At 59.1% G+C, this 18,590-nt stretch carries 15 protein-coding genes and 1 pseudogene; 7 read left to right on the top strand and 9 right to left on the bottom strand.

Features of this window, described 5'->3' with window-relative positions:
- Positions 1-34 precede the first annotated feature (34 nt).
- The 3 genes from DVH23_RS20725 to DVH23_RS20715 form a co-directional block, all read right to left on the bottom strand.
- Positions 35-1,039, bottom strand: coding sequence for an ABC transporter permease (locus DVH23_RS20725; protein ID WP_157972540.1), 1,005 nt, complete (start codon positions 1,037-1,039; stop codon positions 35-37).
- Positions 1,026-2,042 (bottom strand): ABC transporter permease, encoded by a 1,017-nt coding sequence (locus DVH23_RS20720; protein ID WP_114579282.1) that lies wholly within the window; start codon positions 2,040-2,042, stop codon positions 1,026-1,028. Before DVH23_RS20720 ends, DVH23_RS20725 begins: the two co-directional genes overlap by 14 nt.
- Positions 2,043-2,230: 188 nt before the next feature.
- Entirely contained in the window at positions 2,231-4,318 is a 2,088-nt protein-coding gene (locus tag DVH23_RS20715) for an ABC transporter substrate-binding protein (protein ID WP_114579281.1), read from the bottom strand.
- Positions 4,319-4,789: 471 nt separating this feature from the next.
- Here DVH23_RS20715 and DVH23_RS20705 point away from each other — a divergent pair, with 471 nt between their 5' ends.
- Positions 4,790-5,005: a hypothetical protein gene (locus DVH23_RS20705; RefSeq protein WP_157972537.1), complete on the top strand. Its 216-nt coding sequence runs from the start codon at positions 4,790-4,792 to the stop codon at positions 5,003-5,005.
- 106 nt (positions 5,006-5,111) lie between these two features.
- Complete coding sequence (locus DVH23_RS20700) at positions 5,112-6,344, top strand: HEAT repeat domain-containing protein (RefSeq protein ID WP_114579278.1); 1,233 nt, start codon at positions 5,112-5,114, stop codon at positions 6,342-6,344.
- Positions 6,345-6,383: 39 nt separating this feature from the next.
- On the opposite strand, the gene DVH23_RS20695 is transcribed toward DVH23_RS20700, so the two are convergent.
- Entirely contained in the window at positions 6,384-7,901 is a 1,518-nt protein-coding gene (locus DVH23_RS20695; RefSeq protein WP_342764199.1) for a sulfatase, read from the bottom strand.
- On the opposite strand from DVH23_RS20695, the gene DVH23_RS20690 reads away from it, so the two are divergent.
- Entirely contained in the window at positions 7,889-8,884 is a 996-nt protein-coding gene (locus tag DVH23_RS20690; RefSeq protein ID WP_114579276.1) for a carbon-nitrogen hydrolase family protein, read from the top strand. The genes DVH23_RS20695 and DVH23_RS20690 overlap by 13 nt on opposite strands.
- An 81-nt stretch (positions 8,885-8,965) precedes the next feature.
- Here DVH23_RS20690 and DVH23_RS20685 read toward each other — a convergent pair whose 3' ends face one another.
- The 3 genes from DVH23_RS20685 to DVH23_RS20675 all read right to left on the bottom strand — a co-directional run bounded on the left by DVH23_RS20685 (position 8,966) and on the right by DVH23_RS20675 (position 13,063).
- On the bottom strand, positions 8,966-9,985 hold the full coding sequence (locus tag DVH23_RS20685; RefSeq protein WP_157972536.1) for a hydroxyacid dehydrogenase: 1,020 nt from the start codon (positions 9,983-9,985) through the stop codon (positions 8,966-8,968).
- A 731-nt stretch (positions 9,986-10,716) separates the two neighbouring features.
- Positions 10,717-11,961: an acetylxylan esterase gene (locus DVH23_RS20680; RefSeq protein WP_114579274.1), complete on the bottom strand. Its 1,245-nt coding sequence runs from the start codon at positions 11,959-11,961 to the stop codon at positions 10,717-10,719.
- 163 nt (positions 11,962-12,124) lie between these two features.
- Positions 12,125-13,063: a formylglycine-generating enzyme family protein gene (locus tag DVH23_RS20675; RefSeq protein ID WP_394342649.1), complete on the bottom strand. Its 939-nt coding sequence runs from the start codon at positions 13,061-13,063 to the stop codon at positions 12,125-12,127.
- A 439-nt stretch (positions 13,064-13,502) separates the two neighbouring features.
- Here DVH23_RS20675 and DVH23_RS20670 point away from each other — a divergent pair, with 439 nt between their 5' ends.
- The 3 genes from DVH23_RS20670 to DVH23_RS20660 all read left to right on the top strand — a co-directional run bounded on the left by DVH23_RS20670 (position 13,503) and on the right by DVH23_RS20660 (position 17,079).
- Complete coding sequence (locus DVH23_RS20670; protein WP_114579272.1) at positions 13,503-14,858, top strand: sulfatase-like hydrolase/transferase; 1,356 nt, start codon at positions 13,503-13,505, stop codon at positions 14,856-14,858.
- A 323-nt stretch (positions 14,859-15,181) separates the two neighbouring features.
- Positions 15,182-15,376: a hypothetical protein gene (locus DVH23_RS23865; RefSeq protein ID WP_157972535.1), complete on the top strand. Its 195-nt coding sequence runs from the start codon at positions 15,182-15,184 to the stop codon at positions 15,374-15,376.
- A complete protein-coding gene (locus tag DVH23_RS20660) occupies positions 15,373-17,079 on the top strand; it encodes a glycoside hydrolase family 3 protein (protein ID WP_114579270.1) in 1,707 nt (568 codons plus the stop codon). The genes DVH23_RS23865 and DVH23_RS20660 overlap by 4 nt, the downstream gene beginning before the upstream one ends.
- Before the next feature lie 467 nt (positions 17,080-17,546).
- Here DVH23_RS20660 and DVH23_RS24420 read toward each other — a convergent pair whose 3' ends face one another.
- Positions 17,547-17,816, bottom strand: coding sequence for a hypothetical protein (locus DVH23_RS24420; protein WP_198668037.1), 270 nt, complete (start codon positions 17,814-17,816; stop codon positions 17,547-17,549).
- Positions 17,817-17,855: 39 nt separating this feature from the next.
- Positions 17,856-18,089 (bottom strand): annotated as a pseudogene (locus DVH23_RS20655) (IS5/IS1182 family transposase); the annotation flags it as partial.
- Positions 18,090-18,112: 23 nt separating this feature from the next.
- On the opposite strand from DVH23_RS20655, the gene DVH23_RS20650 reads away from it, so the two are divergent.
- Positions 18,113-18,590: helix-turn-helix domain-containing protein (locus tag DVH23_RS20650; protein WP_157972534.1), on the top strand; the 478-nt coding region annotated here is incomplete at its 3' end.

The following is an 18,590-nucleotide window of genomic DNA, read 5'->3' as shown; positions in this document are numbered from 1 at the left end:
GAGCGTGCTGTGGTGAACGGTTTGTGTATTCATGTTAGAGTTCCTCCGTGTTTTGATCCGAGGTGTGCTTTGCGTGTTTCGCCCTTATTCGCGGGTTGAAGATGCGGTCCATCCCCTGCCCGAACAAGATCAACCCAAGCGAGAGCAGTAACACGGTTACCGTCGGCGCGATGAACCAGTGGTATTTGCCCGGGTCGAAGATGGCGCCGTCCTGGTAGGCGAGGTTCATCATCACGCCCCAGTTCACGGAATCGAACGGGAGAACGCCGATGAAATACAGGCCGATGGCCCGAAAGATGACGCCCCGGGCTCCGGTGACGAAATGAACCATGATGAGCGGCATGAGGTTCGGGAGAATGTCCTTGAACATGATGGTCCGATTTCGCATGCCGAGAATTCTGGACGCCTCGACGTACGACTCCTGTCGGAGTGTCAATACCTGTGACCGTAGCGACCGCGAGAACCCGGCCCAACTCGATATCGAGAGCAACAGCCCAATGAAATAGGGGTTCTCCGGGGTGATGACCGCAGCGAGAACGACGATCACCGGCAAACCCGGGATCGTCATGACGATGTCTGCGACCGTCATCATCAGTCGATCCCACGTTCCTCCTTTGTATCCCGAAACGACGCCCCAGACGACCGCCATCGCGGTCGAGAAAACGGCTCCTGCGAACATCATCTTCAGGATCGGCGGCGTCGAGTGGATCAACGAGGCGAAGATCCCTTTTCCGACCTGGTCGGTCCCCAGTATGAACGCCGTATCCTGAAACGGCGGCTGTAGGAGCGGTCCGTCGCTCGCTCGCGGCTGATCGACAAGCCGGACGCCGACGGTACCGGCCAACAGGTAGACGAGGAGGATCGCGGTCCCGATGCGCGCACGGTAGTCTTTCCACAGGATCTTGGTGGGGGCGAGTATTGACTCGTCGAGGAAGATCAGGAGGCGCTCCTTTCGGCTGATGTCGGCGTCGGCGGTGACGTTGAAGGTGGATTGAGGGTCAGAGACGACCTCCTCCTCCTCAACGTTAGAAGGACTCACGATCAGCCCCCGATCCGGTACGTGGATCAACGAGTCCATACGTCAGGTCGGCGATGAACACGCCGACGACGACGCCAAGGGTGATGAACAGAAACCCCCCCATCAATAACGGGTAATCGCGTGCATTGAGCGCATTGAGCACGTAGTATCCGGCACCAGGATACGAGAATATCTGCTCAAGGATTATCGATCCCCCGAAGAGGGACCCGATCGAGATCATGATGCTCGTGTACATTGGAAGGATCGCGTTTCGGCCGACGTATTTGAGCGAGATCCGTCGTTCGGAGAGACCACGAAGCCGTGCGACACGGAGGTAATCGTTGCCGAGCACCTGAATGCTGTTTCCACGCATAGCCAGCGCTCGACCGCCGAACCCGGCGATTATCAGCGCGGCAAGCGGCATCGCGGCGTGATAGAGGATGCTCCCGATGAAGCCGATCGTGAGTCCCGGCGCAACGTCCTGGCTCACCCGTCCACCGGTCGGAAAGAGTCCCCACTCGTATCCACCGAACCAAAGCAAAATGATCGCGATGACGTAGAACGGGACCGACGTAATCACGACCGACACGAGTGACGAGCTGAAGTCGAACTTCGAGCCTTCGACGTACGCCATCGCGGCACCGAGGGCGACCCCGATGGCATAAATGAACAGTAACGACACCGCAGAGAGGAATATTGTCCACGGCATCGCGTCCGCCAGAATCTCCATCACTGACCGGCTATACCAGATCGACTCGCCGAGATTGCCCGTTAGTACGGACGTTACGTATTCGACGTATGCCTGTGGAATCGGCGTTTCAGGATTTATTTGTGTGTACAACTCGACCTGATTGTTGATCTCTTCTTCGGTAAACGATTGACCGCTCGTCTCGAGTTGTGCCCTGATGAGTGCAGCCGGCCCACCGGGCATGAGTCTGATCAACGCGAACGTGAGGGTAAGCACGCTTATGAAAGTAATGAGCGCCTGTGCAACTCGACTGAGGAAATACCTAGTGTTGGCCATGATCTCTATGGGGTGGTCGGTTTCATTGATGAGCGCTGTGCAGGATGTGAACTCACCACGGGGCCGGTGAGCAGAGTCGTATCCATCCGATTCGTTATCAAAGACCGCATATACGATACCCGAAGCATCTTACCCCAACCCTATAAGGATTTCTACTCCCTGGATGTCCGTTTACGGTCGTTCGATCCTTATTCTTCCGATCGAATCAAGCCGAAGTGAAACGGCATGTTGTAATGAGGATTGATTCCCATTTCGGGAGCGTTGTTGGGGTCAGGCATCTGCCATCCGTTTGTATTCATTGCGCCGACAAGGAAGTTCTCGTTGCACGTGATTTTCGGGACCCACCAGTTCGTCGCCCACGCCAACTCGTTGATGATCTCCTGTTGGGCCTCGTCCTCGAGATTTCCTCGGAGTTCCGAGAGACGCGCTTCGGGGTCTACCGTCAGCGACCGGTCGCCATCGGGTTCGCCAACGGGAGGGACCTCCATGACTTCTTCCTCACCTTCCGTCGCATTCCCCGGGAGATAGTTGTCGGGTTCGCTCCCGCCGTCGGGCGTCTCGGTGTTACGAAGATACGTCCAGAAGAACGCGTGATACGGGTGACTCGCTGCACCACCCCAGTACGTCGAAGTGATGTCCATTCCTGATTCGTGATCGCCGAGGCTGAAGAACGTACTGTTCTCCTCAAGTTCCACCTGTACGTTGACGCCCGCCTCGTCGAGGTTCGAACTGATGACCTCGAAGGCGTTCACGTAGTTCGTGACCCCCGAACCGGTCTTCATCACAGGACGCCATTCCTCGCCGTCGGGAGTCTGCCACGTCCCCCCGTTCATCGTGAAGTCGGCCGCCTCGAAGTATTCCGCGGCAGCGTCGTAATCGTGCTCGTAGCTGTCGAGTTGGCTCTTGAAGTCATCGCTGAGCCACTCGTCTTCTTGGTCCAGAAGCAACCCCGTCATGAGTTCGTCGAGAGTGGCGTCCTCAACGCCCTGTGCGTACTGGATGCCGGAAGCCATTCTGTCGATGGAGTGGCTCAGGGCTTTCCGAACGTTGACGTCCTGGAGCAGTGGATCGCCCGGTTCGGGGCCCCAGTCGAAGAAGTTGAAGTGAACGCCGTGGCCGTGCAGGATCGGCAACAACGGCGTGGACATCCCGTCGGGGAGTTGGCTGGACTCGATGTAAGGGGAAACGCCGCCGTCAATGCTTCCCGACCGGATCTCCTGCTCCATCGCGTTGTCGTCGTTAACGTGTTTCGCACGAATGCCCTCGAAGTTCGGCGCGCCCCATCCGGTCGGATCCGATTCCATGTTGTCCGCGCCGAGCGCATCGACGAGTTGCTGCTGGACGTCCTCCCATGGATAGTCGTCGAAGAACTCCATCTCGATCTCCTGATTGTTGTGACTGACGTACTTTAACGGACCAAATCCGATGGGGCTGTCGAACGTAACCTCGTCGGCGAGTTCGACGCGGATGTTTTCGACCTCCTCGTCGCTGGAGGCGTCGGCCAATCGTTCGTTATATTCCCCGTACACCTGTGGCGGATACCAGTATGGTTCACCGAGGAAATCGTTAAGAATGACGTCAGGATTCGCTTCCTCAGATAGTTCGAACTCGAGGGTGTAGTCGTCAGGGGCAGTCGGCCATCCCTCCTCTCCCTCGGCAGTGTAGTCGAGAGCGGGTCGGTGTTTCCCCGTCGCCATTCGCTGGTCGGAGACGAACTCGTAATTGAAGCGGATGTCTTCTGCAGTGACCGGCTCGCCGTCGTGCCACGTGAAATTCTCGTTCAACTCGAACGTGTACGTCGTCCCGTCCAACGACCAGTTTTTGAACAGGACCGGCACCCAGGTTAGTGGAGGCCGTCGGCAGAGCTTCGCACCGAACCCATGGATGAGCGAGCTGACGTACCAGTCGGAGTTCGAACGGTATTGATTGAAGTCGATGTCCGCCGGATTCGTGGACACTCGACTGATCCACCACTGACCGCCCGATCCTCCGTTGCCGCCGCTTTCGTTCCCGTTGCCGTTGCCATTGCCGTTGCCGTTGCCATTGCCGTTGCCGTTGCCGTTGCCATTGCCGTTGCCGTTGCCATTGCCGTTGCCGTTGCCGTTGCCATTGCCGTTCCCGTTGCCAACTCCGGTAGCGTCCTCCCCGTCTTCTCCACCGACACAGCCAGCTAACCCTGCTGCTGATCCAGTTCCCGCGATCTCGAGGAGTCGGCGGCGAGAAATTGAACCGGTACTATCGCTCGAGCCGTTATGTGATTTGGTATTACGTGTCATCTCACAGAGTCCGATCGAACGAGCGTACTACAGATTCATAAACTTATCTGTGAGATAATTTACTCCCGGAACTTGTTATCACGCCATCCGTCGTCTGAGTAAACCTCTGTCAGCCCCCCGGCCGTCTCGGGGATTGACACGTGCAGCGGGCCGCATCAGGCCCGACACCGCCTGATAATATAGATCGAGAGCAGGAGTGAAACGATAATTGGACCGAGAGCGAGGACGGAAACGTAGGTCGTTTCGGCGGTCGGAGTCGTGAACGCCCACGACAAGCCTAGCAAAACGAGAAACACCACGTTGGCGGTAAACAGGAGCGAAAAGAACGGCAGCGAATCACACAGTATCTGCCAGAATTGCTCTTTCATTACCTGGTCGTTCGGCGTTCAATCACTAAACTCCCCCGAAACGAGAGATCAAGCGTGGAAAAGGCTATTAACCCCGAGTGAGAAACCGTGAGATAGCATGTCTATGGGCAGAGTCGAAACGGTGGCCGATCGAATTGAGTCCGCACCCAAGACGGTCCTGTTCTTCGCCTTCGCGGTGAGCATCCTTCTGTTCGGGCTCCTGTTGGAACTCGGTGGGATGTCGATTGAGGCAGGCCTTGCGGGTGCACTCTCAGCCATTCTTATGGGACTGGCTGTGATTGTTCACGTTGGTTACTGGATCCTCGGCCGGCTCGATTAAATGAGTGGGATGATGGCGAGCGCAACAATCCCTATCCAGTTCGCACAATCCGAGAACAGGCGTGGAATCCACAGATTGACCACAGTCAATCGCCAATACGCGGAACATGACCGACACAAACGAACCCGATGACGGCCAGCAACTCGAAGAGGACGACCTTGAGACCGTTCGTATCGAGGAAATCGTTCCGCTCATCGAGCAAGCCGACGTCGCTGAACGACGTCAGCTTGTGGACGTCCTTGATCGGAAGGTTGAGGCCGATCCGTCGCTCGCGTCCGTATTACTCAACACCATCGACCCGCTTTTTGCTCATGAAAACGATGATGTCCGAACGGTTGCCGCGACTATCGTCGAGTCGGTCGCGAGCCGTCATCCCGAACGGGCCAAACCCGCTGTCGATCAACTCACCTCCCTTCTTCATAAAGAGTCCCCGTTTGCCCGTCGTCACGCCGTCTGGGCGCTCGCATACATGTCCGAACATGACCCCGAACATATAGCTCCGGTAGCATCGGACCTTCAACCTGCATCGGACGAGCCACCGTACTTCGAATACGACCACATCATCGTTTTACTCCGAAACGTCGCGGAGGTCGATCCGAACGCGATCGTCCCCTCGCTTCCTGCCCTCCTCGAAGTGCTCAAGCATGCAGACAAACTCTCAGAAAGCTCGACAGACGGAACGTACTCCCCTACGATGGATGGTCCGGGGACTCGGAGCCGATCCGGAATCACGATCGACGCTCCGCTGGTAGCGGCCGAGCTCGTCGCCGACAGTACCCGAGAAATCCCGGCCGAAATCTACCCGTATACCGAGGACCTGATCGAGATTCTCGAGACCGTCGATCGGCGAACTGTTTGCCGAGAACTAGTCAACGCGTTAGCCGCTCTCGCCGAAACCGATCCTTCACGCATTGAGCCGGCAATCCCGGTACTCGCCGATATGCTTGATTCCTCGGACGTTCCCCTCCGGAGCCGCGCGACACGGGCACTCGGGTTGGTCGCAGGAACCGCCCCCGAAGCGGTGACCAGTGCAGTTGCGGCCGAAATTACCGATCTGGCCCCACTCCTGCAAGAGGGAACGCCACCGGTACAGGGGTCGGCCGCCGGCCTCCTTTCGTACGTCGCAGAGGAAGACTCTGATGCCGTCGAACCCGTAATCGACCCACTGATCGGTTGTCTCGACACAAAAGAAATGTTCGTCCGCGCAAGCGCGGTCATCGCGCTTGGCTACGCTGGCGGTGAGACCGCCAAACAGGCCCTGTCTGAACTCCTCGACGAGGACGGTTTGGAGCCCGAACTGCGGGAGACGACCCAGGAAGCGCTCACACGAATCGAGTAACCGGGCAGGAATCGATCGGGGTCGAAGGAAACAACTCGATCAGCAGTGACGCCCGTCGTGGCGGGGAATCCACGGCGACTTCCAGACCCGTTCCTCTTGAATCGCCGATGGCGGCCACGCCCCCTCGCACAATCTGTCGTCAGTGGTTTCCATCCACTGATCGACCGCGTCTCGCAACGTCGACAGTTGATCAGCATGCTCAGGCTCTTCGGCCAGATTCTCCCGTTCATGTGGGTCTGACCTGAGATCGTACAACTCTTCCTCCGGACGCTGGCTGCCATAGAACTCGGCACGGACCTCCCTACCCGCTGCGCTCGAAAACAGGGGAGCGGGGATGTAGACAAGTGGAAGATCGCCGAAGTTTCGAACGTACTTGTATCGGTCCGTTCGAACGGCCCGCATCGGGTTGTACTTGCTGTGCCACGTAAACTCGAGAAACAGTCGATCACGGGGTTCGTACTCTCCACTAGTCAGTAACGGGGCGAAACTTCGACCGTCGACGTCCGCCGGACGGTCGATTCCGAGGACATCGAGTAGGGTGGGTCGGAAGTCGACCGCGCTCAGGAGTTCTTCGCGGGTCGTTCCGACGTCGAAACGGGCTGGCCAGCGCGCGATCAGTGCCGTCTCAACGCCCGGATCATAGCAGGTTCCCATTGCCCGAGGGAACCCGATGCCGTGGTCGGTCGTGAAGATCAAAATCGTATCTTCCTTAAGCCCTTCAGTGGCCAGGGCGTCGTCGATACGGCCTACCGCGTCGTCGATGGCGTAGACCATTCCTCGAAAGTACGAGAGGTCCTCCCGAATACCGGGGCGATCGGGTAGGTACGGCAACGGCTCCACAGTCTCCGGATCATCGGAGTCATATCCAGGCAGATCAAAGGTCCACCCACAGTCGAGACACCGCTCGACGAGAGGTTCCCGATGCACCTCCGAGAAGCCGACCGATGCGAAGAAGGGTTCGTCGGTCGGCTCGACGTCTCTGAGGAACGACTCGACATCTCTAGCAACTTCGTCGGCCGGCTCGTCGACGTTGAACTCGTGGGTCGAACCGTTCACGTGTTGGAAGCCGAGCCGTGTGGGATCCGACGAGACGTGTTGTAAGCCGAAGAGATGCGTCGAGTAGCCTGCCTCGTTGAGGTCCGCGACGAGTGTCCGTTCGTCGTCGTGCAGCTCCCACCCGAGATGAGCCAATCCGATCAGGCCGTTTCTGTGTGGATACTTCCCTGTCCATATGCTGCCTCGGGCCGGCGAGCAGTGCGAAGCCGTACAGAAGTAGTTCTCGAAGCGTACCCCTTTGTCTGCGATCGAGTCCACGTTTGGCGTCTCGACGTCCCACCCGTAACAGCCGAGGTGTTGCCCCAAATTGTGTGGATGAACCATTACAATGTTCGGTCGGTCGGTGGCCTCGGAAGTGCTGTCAGTCATGGCCAACCGGATGAACTCCCCTACCCTAAGTGTACCGCCGAAAGGTCTCGTGTGATTTCCGTGTCCGGTTTCCCGCCTCTCCCGATACAGTAAAGTAGGAGATCGAAATAGATGGTAGCATGCGCCATGCACGAGTCCTCTCCGTCGCTCTCCACAACCCAAGTGACGAGGCCGACCCCGAGAAGCGGACTTCGATCAATCTCGAGAACGTCCTCACACTGCTCGATCAAGCACCCACGTACGACCCGGATTTTGTCTGTTTTCCTGAACTCACCCTTCACCACGCAACACGGGGCGACGGGCTACTCGAGGCGGTCGCGGAGCCGATTCCGGGACCGGCGACCCGGGCTGTCGGACGGATGGCACGGGAACTCGATAGCTACGTCCTGCTCCCGATGTACGAGCGAAACGGCGAGAGCCTGCACAATTCGGTCGCCTTCATCGGCCGTGACGGCGACGTCGTCGGTGTCTATCGGAAGGTTGCCCCCACTTCTGGGGAGGTGAACTCGGGCCTCACACCAGGCGAAAACGTCCCGGTCTGGGAAACGGAGTTCGGGACCGTCGGTGCTCTCATCTGCTGGGACGCCCAGTACGCAGAGATCGCTCGGCACTTGGCACAACAAGGGGCCGACCTCGTGTTCTTCCCGACGCTCGGGTCTGCGGACGGCAACCTCCGTGATTGGGCACGATACCAGGGCTTTCACGTAGCTCTCTGCGATAAACACGGAGCACACGTGTATCGGCCAACCGGCGACGTAATCGCCCGAACGGGGGGCTGGAACACGCCAAAAGCCGAGGACGTCGACCTCCAGGGTGGCACTGCGCGATTTTCGTTCGCGTCGATCAACACTGATTGTGATTCCTACACGATGACCGGGGGGTTCGAGTGGGCTCGCGAACTCCAGAAGAGGTACGGCGACTCGGTGATGATCCACGCGTACCCTGATGACGGCTTGTTCGTCATTGAATCGCTCGACGAGGACCTTCGGCTGGCTGATCTTGAAGCCGAATTCGATGGCATGGTTCCACTCTCCGAATACGAAGACGAGGCCCGAGAGACGGCACGGATGGCCGTCGATCGCTCGCCGCTCCTGTCGATAGAGGACGGCCGTTGAACAGTCGACCGACGAGAATCCCGATCAGCGATCGTCTTCGTTCTCGGTAGTCGGGTCGCCATTTCCGGACTTCTGATGTGTTTATGCTCCGTCCCGGGTGGTCAGCTGGTCGTTGGTCATTCCTTCGAATCGGTCACGGGAGATGCTGTGTTCGAGGGGCTGACCCTCCGAGAACCGTTCGATCTCGTCGAGGATCGTGTCCGGCATCCTGTATCTGGATGGATGGCCCGCAACGTGTGGAGACAGAATCACGTTCTCGAACGACCGAAGCGGGCTGTCCTTCGGGAGCGGCTCTTCCTCGTAAACGTCGATCACTGCCGAAAGCCGTCCCCGACGGAGTTCGTCTATCAGGGCGTCCTGATCGACGATCGCTCCGCGGGCGGCGTTTATTAGGGTAGCTCCATCCGGCATACACGCGAGTCGCTCGGCATCGAGCATGTGGAGCGTCTCTCTCGTCTTCGGTGCGTGAATGGAGGTAACGTCGGCCGCCCCGAGAACATCCTCCAGATCCGTCCGCTCGACGGCGTCGAACTCGGTGACCTCTCGATCTGAGACGTACGGATCGTACAGCAACACATCGACGTCGAACGGGTCGAGCAGTTTGAGGAGAGTCCGTCCGACGGCACCGAGACCGACGAACCCGACGGTCGCGTTGAACAGCGACTCCGGTCGTCTGCTGCCGTCTTTCCATCCTCCCTCTTTTAGCGTCGCGTCGAATGACGCGATCTCTCGGAGCGAAGCGAGTACGAAGCCAAGGATCCCCTCCGCGACGTACTCCGCCATTACTGCGTTCGCGCTACAGACAGTGACGCCCGCATCATAGAGCGCATGGGATCCGATGGATGCGACGCTCCCGCCGATGTGTGTGACTAATTCGAGGCTGTCCGCCTCGGAAATGACGCTTCCATCGAGTTTTGTTGTTCCCCATCCCGTCACACACACGTCTGCACCGGTCAGCCGATCTTGGAGTTCCTCCGGGGTGAACTGTTCGGGCTTCGGATTCCACTTGACGGTACCGAACGACTCGAGTCGCTCCCGGCGTTCGGGCGGGAAAAAGCTCGCGCGTAGATCAGTGTCGGGAATCGTGACAAGTACTTCCATCGGTGATGGGTAGGGAACGTGCCGGATAAACCTTCGGGTAGTTCGAACGTGGAGATCGGTAACCGAGACACCCGCGAATACCGGTAGCTGACGGCTACGAGATCGCGCTGACCCTATCATCGATACCTCCTTTCTGACCCTCTTTCGTTGGCGTACATCCATCCACATGGACCTACATAATGAGGACAGAGAACGACCCTTGTTGATACTCCAGAGACGAGTTTCTTGAAACGACTCATACTGTTTGGAAATACAAAACGGGTTTGAATTCCTTTGTCTCTTACCGGGCGGTGTAACGTGTGATCTATATGCATTTCGCTCATCTGACTATGAAAATCATGGGTTGACAGCGACACGATCATGGCAGTCGATTTCGATTGAGTGATGGTCGTTTCCGAATACTAAACAAACACCTCACGTGAATAGCTTAGAGATGAACAACGACTTTCATGACCGAAACGCGGTAACTCAAGACCGGAGCCCTCGAAATGTCTAATGATTATTGCAGGCATGAAAGGGAGTTCTCACACCTCATTGAATCCATCAAACCTACGTGTTAGATTCTCCACCGCATTACAAACATATGGGTGTGAGGCCACGGTATAGCAATGAGCGACAGGCGATAATGCGTTTTTTAATACTAAACAGAGTTGTAGGGATCTAGCCGTCCCACAAGACTTTTGATTCAAGGTTGATCATGGCAGGCATCAAATTTTGCTCGGTTCATGTCGTCACTCGCGGAGGTGGCAGTCGGCGAAGTCAAGTGCAGCCCTCCAATAGCCACGTTCCATCGTATGACCTGTGTCACGCCGGTACTGAAGGAGGCGTCCGCACGTCTCCGCCCCGATCCGGTCGTTCTCCAGCAGGAGGTCGCCCCGAGGCACGTCGTCCTCGACTCGACCATCGCTAGCCTCCCCGCCGTCCTCGGCGAAAGGAGCGCCCTCAAGGAGGTCGTACGCCGGGGCCGCCGCTCGGATTGCGTCTCGGGCACGTCCGAAATTGGCCCAGTGGTCGCGCATCCCCTCAAGGTCGATCACAGGACGAGGCGCTACCAGCGCGATCAGGAGATGCTGATCGACTGGGAGCCGTTCGGTGCGGCCGCTGAATGCCGGGAATCGGCCGTTAAACCAGTGGGGGAACGACTGATTGATCCGGCTGATGGTCTCTTGATCGTTACCACGGGACAGCGCCGTTCCTCCGGTGCCCGACTTCTGGGGGATTGCGATCGCGGCCCGCTCGTCGAACGCGGCGGCGAGTAAGGCTGCCTTGCCCCGGCGGGAATGTCCGGACAAGCAGATTCCCGTCCCGTCCACGTGCTCCTCGCTTTCAAGGACGGTGACACAGCGTTCGAGCCCCCACGCCCACGCTGCGAGCGTCCCCCAGCGCCCCTCAGGGATCCCAGGTGTCTCGATGTGGGGGTGGACACCACCCGTTCGGTCTTCGTCTGTCGAGAACGCCTCACAGTGGGCGGTTGCGAATCCGTACCCCCGCGAGAGAAGGTACGGTACACACCAGGAGTCGGCCCGATTGCCTCTCTCATCCGGAGTCCCGCCGCGCTGACGCGTGGTCTCGGTCAGGGTTACACGGTCGTCCCCAACGGTCGTGTGGTTGCCACTGCTATTGAGTGCGAGGACTGTCGGGACCGGCGCGTCGACATCGGATGGAGTGAACAGCGCTAGCCGCGGCGACGGGGCGGCCGGAACCTCTGTGAAGACAATGTCAATCTCGGTCAGTATCGCTTGGCCGTCAAGCACTTCCTCGGTCCGCTCGACAGTAGTCTCAATCTCGGGCGCCGGTGGCCGGTAGCCGTAGACGTAATGCTCGAATAACTGTTTCAGCTCTGGTCTGCGACGCTCATTCCAGTCGCCAGGAGTCTCGATAGGTGTTCCGTCGAACATCTTTAGCGGGTCTGGCAGGGACTGCCGGGGTAGGTCACGCGGGGCGGGCAGGTCCGCCGGGTCGAAGGGCCGGTCCATGAACTAACACCGTTGCGAAGGAGTTATAAAGCTAGCCGGCTCTCGGACTGGACAAGCCCGATCCAAAGGGATCTTCCCATTAGTTCGGTTTTCTTCTAAAACTGACTCACATGAGTCCGTCTGAGCTACCGGATCCAGGCGATACTCGTGAGATCTTTAATCGTTATGGATCACCGGCGATTCGAAACCCGATGTGGCTGGTCGTGCTGTCGGGGGTATTCTGGGTTCGGGCAGCTACACGATATCGGTTACAGTAAGATCGGTGGCAGAGATGTGACCCGCCCCGGATCACCTTCGTCGTCCCATCGTCAGGACCCGTCGGGTCCTCAAGAGGACCTTCTTCGTGGTTGGCGGCCCACCAGTCGGCGGTCCACTCCCAAACGTTGCCCGCTGGGTTGTAGAGGCCATAGCCGTTGGGTTTGAACGCGTCGACGGGTGCGGTGTGATCGTAGCCGTCCGCGGCGGTGTTGTGGTCGGGAAACTCGCCCTGCCAAATGTTACAGCGATGTTCGCCGTCAGGGGTGAGGTCGTCGTCCCAGGGGAACCGTCGCTGGCTGAGTCCCCCGCGAGCGGCGTACTCCCACTCAGCTTCGGTCGGAAGCCGCGTGCCTGCCCACTTGCAGTAGACGACAGCGTCATTCCAAGAAACGTGAACCACGGGATGGTCGAGACGGTCCTCAATGCCGGAATCCGGGCCGAACGGCCGATACCAGCAGGCGCCCTCAACTGCTGCCCACCACGGTGCCGGACCGGCCGAGTCGAACGTATGCTGGTGGCCGCCGTCCGTGAGATGGTCCTCGAAGACGAACGACCACCCGTAGCGCTCGGCATCGGTCGTATATCCAGTGTCGGTAACGAACTGGTAGAACTCCGCGTTTGTTACAGCATGTTGGCCGACGTAGAACTCATCGAGACTTACCTCACGAACGGGTCTCTCGCCATCATCCTCGAAACCGACGTCATCGGTTCCCATCAGAAACGAGTCGCCACCAGTCCGTGTCATTCGAGAAGTGTTTAGCTCCGATACGGGGGCATCGTCGCGACTCTCGACGCGCGCACCGTCACCCTCATTCCGTGTTTCCCCCCCAACAAGAGGAATCACCGTCGAGCATACAGTCTCTGCGCGCTTCTAGAATATTTAGCTTCCCATGTCCAAAAGTTGTCTTACTCACTCAATTTCAGCTAACGATGGGGACGAGAGCGATGCCTTCACACACATATCCCAGAAGGTCAAGTATCCTCTCAACACCACCTTTGGCCGTAGTGCCTCGGAATCGTCACGCTCGGGCCATTCATCCAGTCGTCGCAAGGGCGACTCCTCGGACCACCTCGTGGATCCGCGCTCAAGACCGGTCCTCGGAGCCGCGAGTGGTTCCCATCTCTAAGTCCGACTCGGTGTCGGCAGGCAGTGCAAAGCCTTGTCGCTGCTTGCGGGCTCGCGGCCCCGTACCCGGCCCTCACCGGACGGGGATGGCTTCACTTCGCGCTTGATCCCAAGCAGCGTGCCACCACTTATTACGGCCTGGACAGTCGGTTCGGACATGCCGACACAGATCGACGACCGGCCGAACGTTCTAGTCGTGTTGACCGACCAGCAACGGTGGGACACAGTCGGTGCCTACGGGAGTCCGATGGACCTCACGCCAACACTCGATGCCATGGCCGATCGAGGGACGCGCGCAGAGCACGCCGTCTCCTCGCAACCGCTCTGTGGTCCGTGTCGAGGTTGTCTCCAGACCGGCCAATACGCTACCGAAAACGGCGTCTGGCGCAATGCTGAGTCGCTCCCGGATGTTGACCATCTGCTTGCCCGGCAGTTCGCGACAGAGGGGTACGAGACGGCGTATGTTGGCAAGTGGCATCTCGCAGGGACACAGAAGGACCCTGTCCCCCCTGAACGGCGCGGCGGCTACGACCACTGGATAGCTGCAGACGTCCCAGAGTTTACCTCCCACCCGTTCGAGGGCCACCTATTCGACGCCGACGGTGAGCGCGTCACCTTCGAGGACCAGTATCGTGTCGACGCCTACACTGACCACGCCATTGAGACGCTCGAGGCCATCAGTTCGCTCGACGACCCCTTCTTCTGCTTTCTATCGTACCTCGAACCACATCACCAAAACGACATGGAGACGTACGTTGCTCCCGAGGGCTATGCCGACCGATACGATGACCCGTGGATTCCTCCGGACCTCCATGGGCGGCCGGGTGACTGGTATGCCGAACTCCCCGACTACTACGGCATCTGCCGCCGCATCGACGAGAATCTCGCGCGACTGTTCGACACGCTCGACCGGCTTGATGAGCGGGAGAATACTGTCGTCATGTTCGCGAGTGACCATGGCTGTCACTTCTGGACGCGTCCCGGCGAGTACAAACGCAGCGCCCACGAGTCAAGCATCCGAGTACCATTCATCGTCGACGGCCCCGGGTTCGATGATGGCGGCGTCGTCGAGGAACCAGTCGAACTGGTCGACCTCGCACCAACTTGTCTCGACGCGGCAGGTATCGAGGTTCCGGACGTGATGCAGGGACGGAGCGTCCTGTCGCTGATCGAGGGGGAAACGACCGACTGGCGGGAGGAGGCGTTCGTCCAGATCAGCGAGTCGGAGATTGGGCGCGCGATTCGAACCGACCGTTGGAAGTACGCCGTCGCCGCTCCTGAACTCAACGGTTGGCGCAGCGGGATGGATGACCCGTCGAGTGACATCTACGTCGAACGATACCTCTATGACCTGCGTGCGGACCCAGCCGAACGGGTGAATCTTGTTGGCCGCCCCGAGTACCGCGAGGTGGCCGACGATCTGATGGCACGACTCGCCGATCGGATGATCGCGGCGGGCGAACAACGCCCCGAGATATTGCCTTTCAATAATCCGGGCTATCGCGAGTACTGAGTAGGCTGAAATTTACTATCCATGAACTGTGTCCCCGTGCCACGAACATTTAACCGAGGCCGGGCCCCATTCTGGTAGCGATGATGGATAATTCGCACATTGCGGACCATACCAGTGGTTTACTCGATCAGACTCGACGGATTGTTTTGCGGGCATTACAGACTAATATAGATAAATCTAGGGGTTGGGTGCAGGCCTTCGTGCCAACTCATTCAGAACGTGGCGCGGGCAGTCACGTCCGGAACACGGATGACAACGGCTCCATCGACCATATGAGTTCACTCATGCTAAGTGTTTTCGGGCACGATTACCCACCGATCACCGTGGCGGTCGAGCGCGAAATCCACAACGAAACTCTGTTCTCGTTACTCCACCCGCTCTATGTCAGCGTGATGGGCACACTTGATAAATACAATGAAGTACCGAACGAGCTCGTTACCATTGTCGTGGAACGACTGGACGGCGATTCGTCCGAGGAACCGCTCCGCAAACAGCGGGAGGAGGAGGGTTACCGATGACGGACGCGATCGGACAGCTCGTTTCCGACCTCTCAGGACGCGAGCAAGCTGGACAGCTCGTGATGTCGCTGCCGCAGTTCCTGAGCGAACGGGAGCAATACCGACTGTTCACCGAGTACGGTGTCGGGTCGACCCTCGTCCGAACGCCGAACAACCCTGCGTACATGACCGCGTTCACGAACCGACTACAAGAGTACGCGGCGGAGTCGAGTGCAGGACTTCCATTGCTCGTCGCTGGTGACTTCGACGACGGATCGACCAGCAATATGCCTCTGATGAGCGGGGACGCACCACCCACCGCCGCTGACGGAAGTCAGGGTGGGACCGCGTTCCCACGCCCGATGGCGCTCGGGGCGACCGGCGACCCGGAGAACGCGCAGACCGCAGCGGCGGTTACGGCCCGTGAACTCCGCGCGATGGGAATTCACTGGAACTTTGCGCCGGTCGCCGACGTGAACACGACAGCGGAGAATCCCGTCATCGGCGTGCGGTCGTTCGGGGAACGCCCAGATCACGTTGCGGAGTTCGTCACGGCAGCCATCGACGGGTACCAGAGTGGAGGGGCGGCCAGCCGCATCTTGGCCACTGCGAAACACTTCCCTGGTCACGGCGATACGACTGTTGACTCCCATACCGGGCTCCCGGTCGTTGACGCTGACCCCATGACGCTCAAGGAGATACACCTACCGCCGTTCGAACGAGCCATCGACGCAGGCGTCGACTCTATCATGACTGCCCACGTGGTCACCGAGGCTTTCGACGACGAGCGTCCTGCAACGCTCTCGCCCGCCGTCTTGACCGATCTACTCCGCGAGGAACTGGGTTATGATGGACTCGTCATCACCGACTCGATGGACATGGACGGCGTCACATCAGGATGGGGGCGTGGGGAGGCAGCCGTTCGGGCTATCGCAGCGGGCGCGGACGTCGTCCTCGCCGTCTCGAAAGGTCCTGATGCGTTCGACGCGCAGCTCGAGACAGTCGAGGCACTCGCCGGCGCAATTCGGTCGGGAGAGCTTCCTCCCGAGCGGGTTGAGGCGGCCGTTCGACGTGTCCTCGCCGCGAAGCGACGAGTGGGCCTCCTCAACGGGTACGATTCGAAGGTCCCCGACCCGCTCAGCGCGACGGCCGCCGTCGGCACCCCCACCAACCGGGAGACGGCCGCTCGAATCGCACGCGAGAGCGTGACGATCGTTCGAAACAAGGATGTGATACCTTTCGACCCCGAAGCGTCGCTGACGACGCTCGTCGCCGGCGTCACCGAGGGAGTTACGCGCGTCGCGGCGGCGATACGCGACGAGGCCGCTGGCGAGGTCGTTACATGGCGGGCATCGTCACGAGACCCGACCGATGAGGCGGTGCAGACGGCCGAGGCGCTTGCGGACGCGGCCGACCGCGTTGTCGCCCTCACTCACTCGGGTCGGGGGATGCCTGACCTCCCGGCCGGACAGGCTTCCCTAGTGGAGCGACTCAGTGAACGCGAGCCGCGACTCGTGGCTGTCGCACAAGAGTTGCCATACGATATCGCCTCTTACCGAGCCCCTGCTGCCGTCGCCGCCTACGGCGGTGTGTACCAGGGAAGCATGGTACATCTCGACGCGGTTGTCGAAGTCATCTTCGGCAGCCCCACGACCGGTCGACTTCCCGTCACTGTCGGTGACTATCCCCTCGGTCACCGTTCGACCGACAATTCAGCAAACTGAACCCGACCGTACGGTACGGTTCCAGTCTCGGGTTATTCTCGCGGTCAACGATCACCCTTCGGTGATCGGGGGGACCATCGTCATACTGCTGGCTGTAACTATGTGAAGACTCTCGGCAATACGTGGTGCCGAGAATCTTGAAAGACTTAGAGCCGGTAGTATCAATCCCATTTCCGTCACGGTCAAGAGACGCTGGATTCGCTTGTCCTCTCGAATGCTGTTCAGATAGCGTTCGTCCACCTCGAAAAGACCCTCTCGAAGAAACTCGTTTCAGACGTGGGAATCAACGCCGTCCTCTCAAGCACCAGTAAAACCGAGCGCGTGACTGAGGCCATCGAACGCGACATTGTCATGAAGACGTTCGACAGACGTCAATAGTGCGTCCATCGTCGAACCTATCGCGTGGAGCCTGACACGAGACTTGGGGTCACTGGACAGGGCGGCGAGAAGTCCGACCCGCCGTATTGTCATGTCATCGCCATCGTTCCCATCAGCCGGTACGACGCGCGCTCGCCACACATCCGGTCGGTCATCGGCGAACCCATCCCGATTCGGCGGGCCGCGTGGACGGCCCGACGCATCGCGAGGGCCGTCCACGCGAACCGGCCACCTGACGACCGGTTCCACCGGCAGTCACCGGTCGAGCATGCCTTCGCGTCAGTGGCAATGCTGTCGCGTCGGCGGCTGATCGCCGCCGACAGCGACAGCTCCCAAGCCTTTTGGCTTCGTTCACTCACTATTGGCGGCTCATCAGGACAGATTGGTGAACTCGGACCGAATGAGCTGGCGGCGCTTTGTGAGGTACTGAGGCTGGTCTGGTCGCGTTGGAAACCACTTGCGTCAATTGGAACTTCACCACTCCAGGCCGTCTACTCCGCCGAAGCGCGGAGCAGACGGTAGAGTTCACTCATTCGGTACTTTTGTTCCCACCGACAGAGCGAACTATAATGCAGTGCCTCATCGAGGTCAAACACGGCGAGGACACCGGGCATCTCGTCAAGGCATTCATCTTTAGCTAAGTCCCCGAGTAAGAGTGATCAGCGCAACGGATGAATACGCAGATGGCGTATTCTTCGTAATGAACGGAGCACGTCGGTTTGAGCTCGTTGAGCATCTGTCGGACGGAGAGTTGGATCAGGCGATTGATGCGGCCCAGAAGGCGGACGAGACGTGTCTCGTCCGACGATTATGCTTCGTGAAGAGTTTCTACGACGGACGAACGCAGCAACAAGCTGGTGAAGCCGTCGGCGTCTCCCAACCGACGAGTAGTCGCTGGGCACGCGCGTGGAACAACGGTGGTATCAAGGGACTTCGCCCACGCTTCGGCGGCGGCCGGCCGCCGAAGCTTACCCCAGCACAGTGGAACGAGTTCTGTGAGCTCCTCGAAGACGGCCAACCGTGGACGCCACGGGAAATTCACACACTCATCGAAGACCGCTACGGCGTCAGCTATCACCCGACGCATCTCGCTCGGAAACTTCGCGCCTCAGGAATGCACTACGCCAAGCCAC

Origin of the sequence: Saliphagus sp. LR7 (genome assembly GCF_003344565.1) — an archaeon.
GTDB lineage: Archaea > Halobacteriota > Halobacteria > Halobacteriales > Natrialbaceae > Saliphagus > Saliphagus infecundisoli.
The sequence above is the reverse complement of the archived record's forward strand: the minus strand, read 5'-3'. Positions and strand labels throughout refer to the sequence as shown.

Excerpts from the sequence above, each read along its gene's own strand:
- DVH23_RS20720 (WP_114579282.1), bottom strand. The coding sequence starts at position 2,042 with ATGGCCAACACTAGGTATTTCCTCAGTCGAGTTGCACAGGCGCTCATT.
- DVH23_RS20715 (WP_114579281.1), bottom strand. The coding sequence starts at position 4,318 with ATGACACGTAATACCAAATCACATAACGGCTCGAGCGATAGTACCGGT.
- DVH23_RS20705 (WP_157972537.1), top strand. The coding sequence starts at position 4,790 with ATGGGCAGAGTCGAAACGGTGGCCGATCGAATTGAGTCCGCACCCAAG.
- DVH23_RS20700 (WP_114579278.1), top strand. The coding sequence starts at position 5,112 with ATGACCGACACAAACGAACCCGATGACGGCCAGCAACTCGAAGAGGAC.
- DVH23_RS20690 (WP_114579276.1), top strand. The coding sequence starts at position 7,889 with ATGCGCCATGCACGAGTCCTCTCCGTCGCTCTCCACAACCCAAGTGAC.
- DVH23_RS20685 (WP_157972536.1), bottom strand. The coding sequence starts at position 9,985 with ATGGAAGTACTTGTCACGATTCCCGACACTGATCTACGCGCGAGCTTT.
- DVH23_RS20680 (WP_114579274.1), bottom strand. The coding sequence starts at position 11,961 with ATGGACCGGCCCTTCGACCCGGCGGACCTGCCCGCCCCGCGTGACCTA.
- DVH23_RS20670 (WP_114579272.1), top strand. The coding sequence starts at position 13,503 with ATGCCGACACAGATCGACGACCGGCCGAACGTTCTAGTCGTGTTGACC.
- DVH23_RS20660 (WP_114579270.1), top strand. The coding sequence starts at position 15,373 with ATGACGGACGCGATCGGACAGCTCGTTTCCGACCTCTCAGGACGCGAG.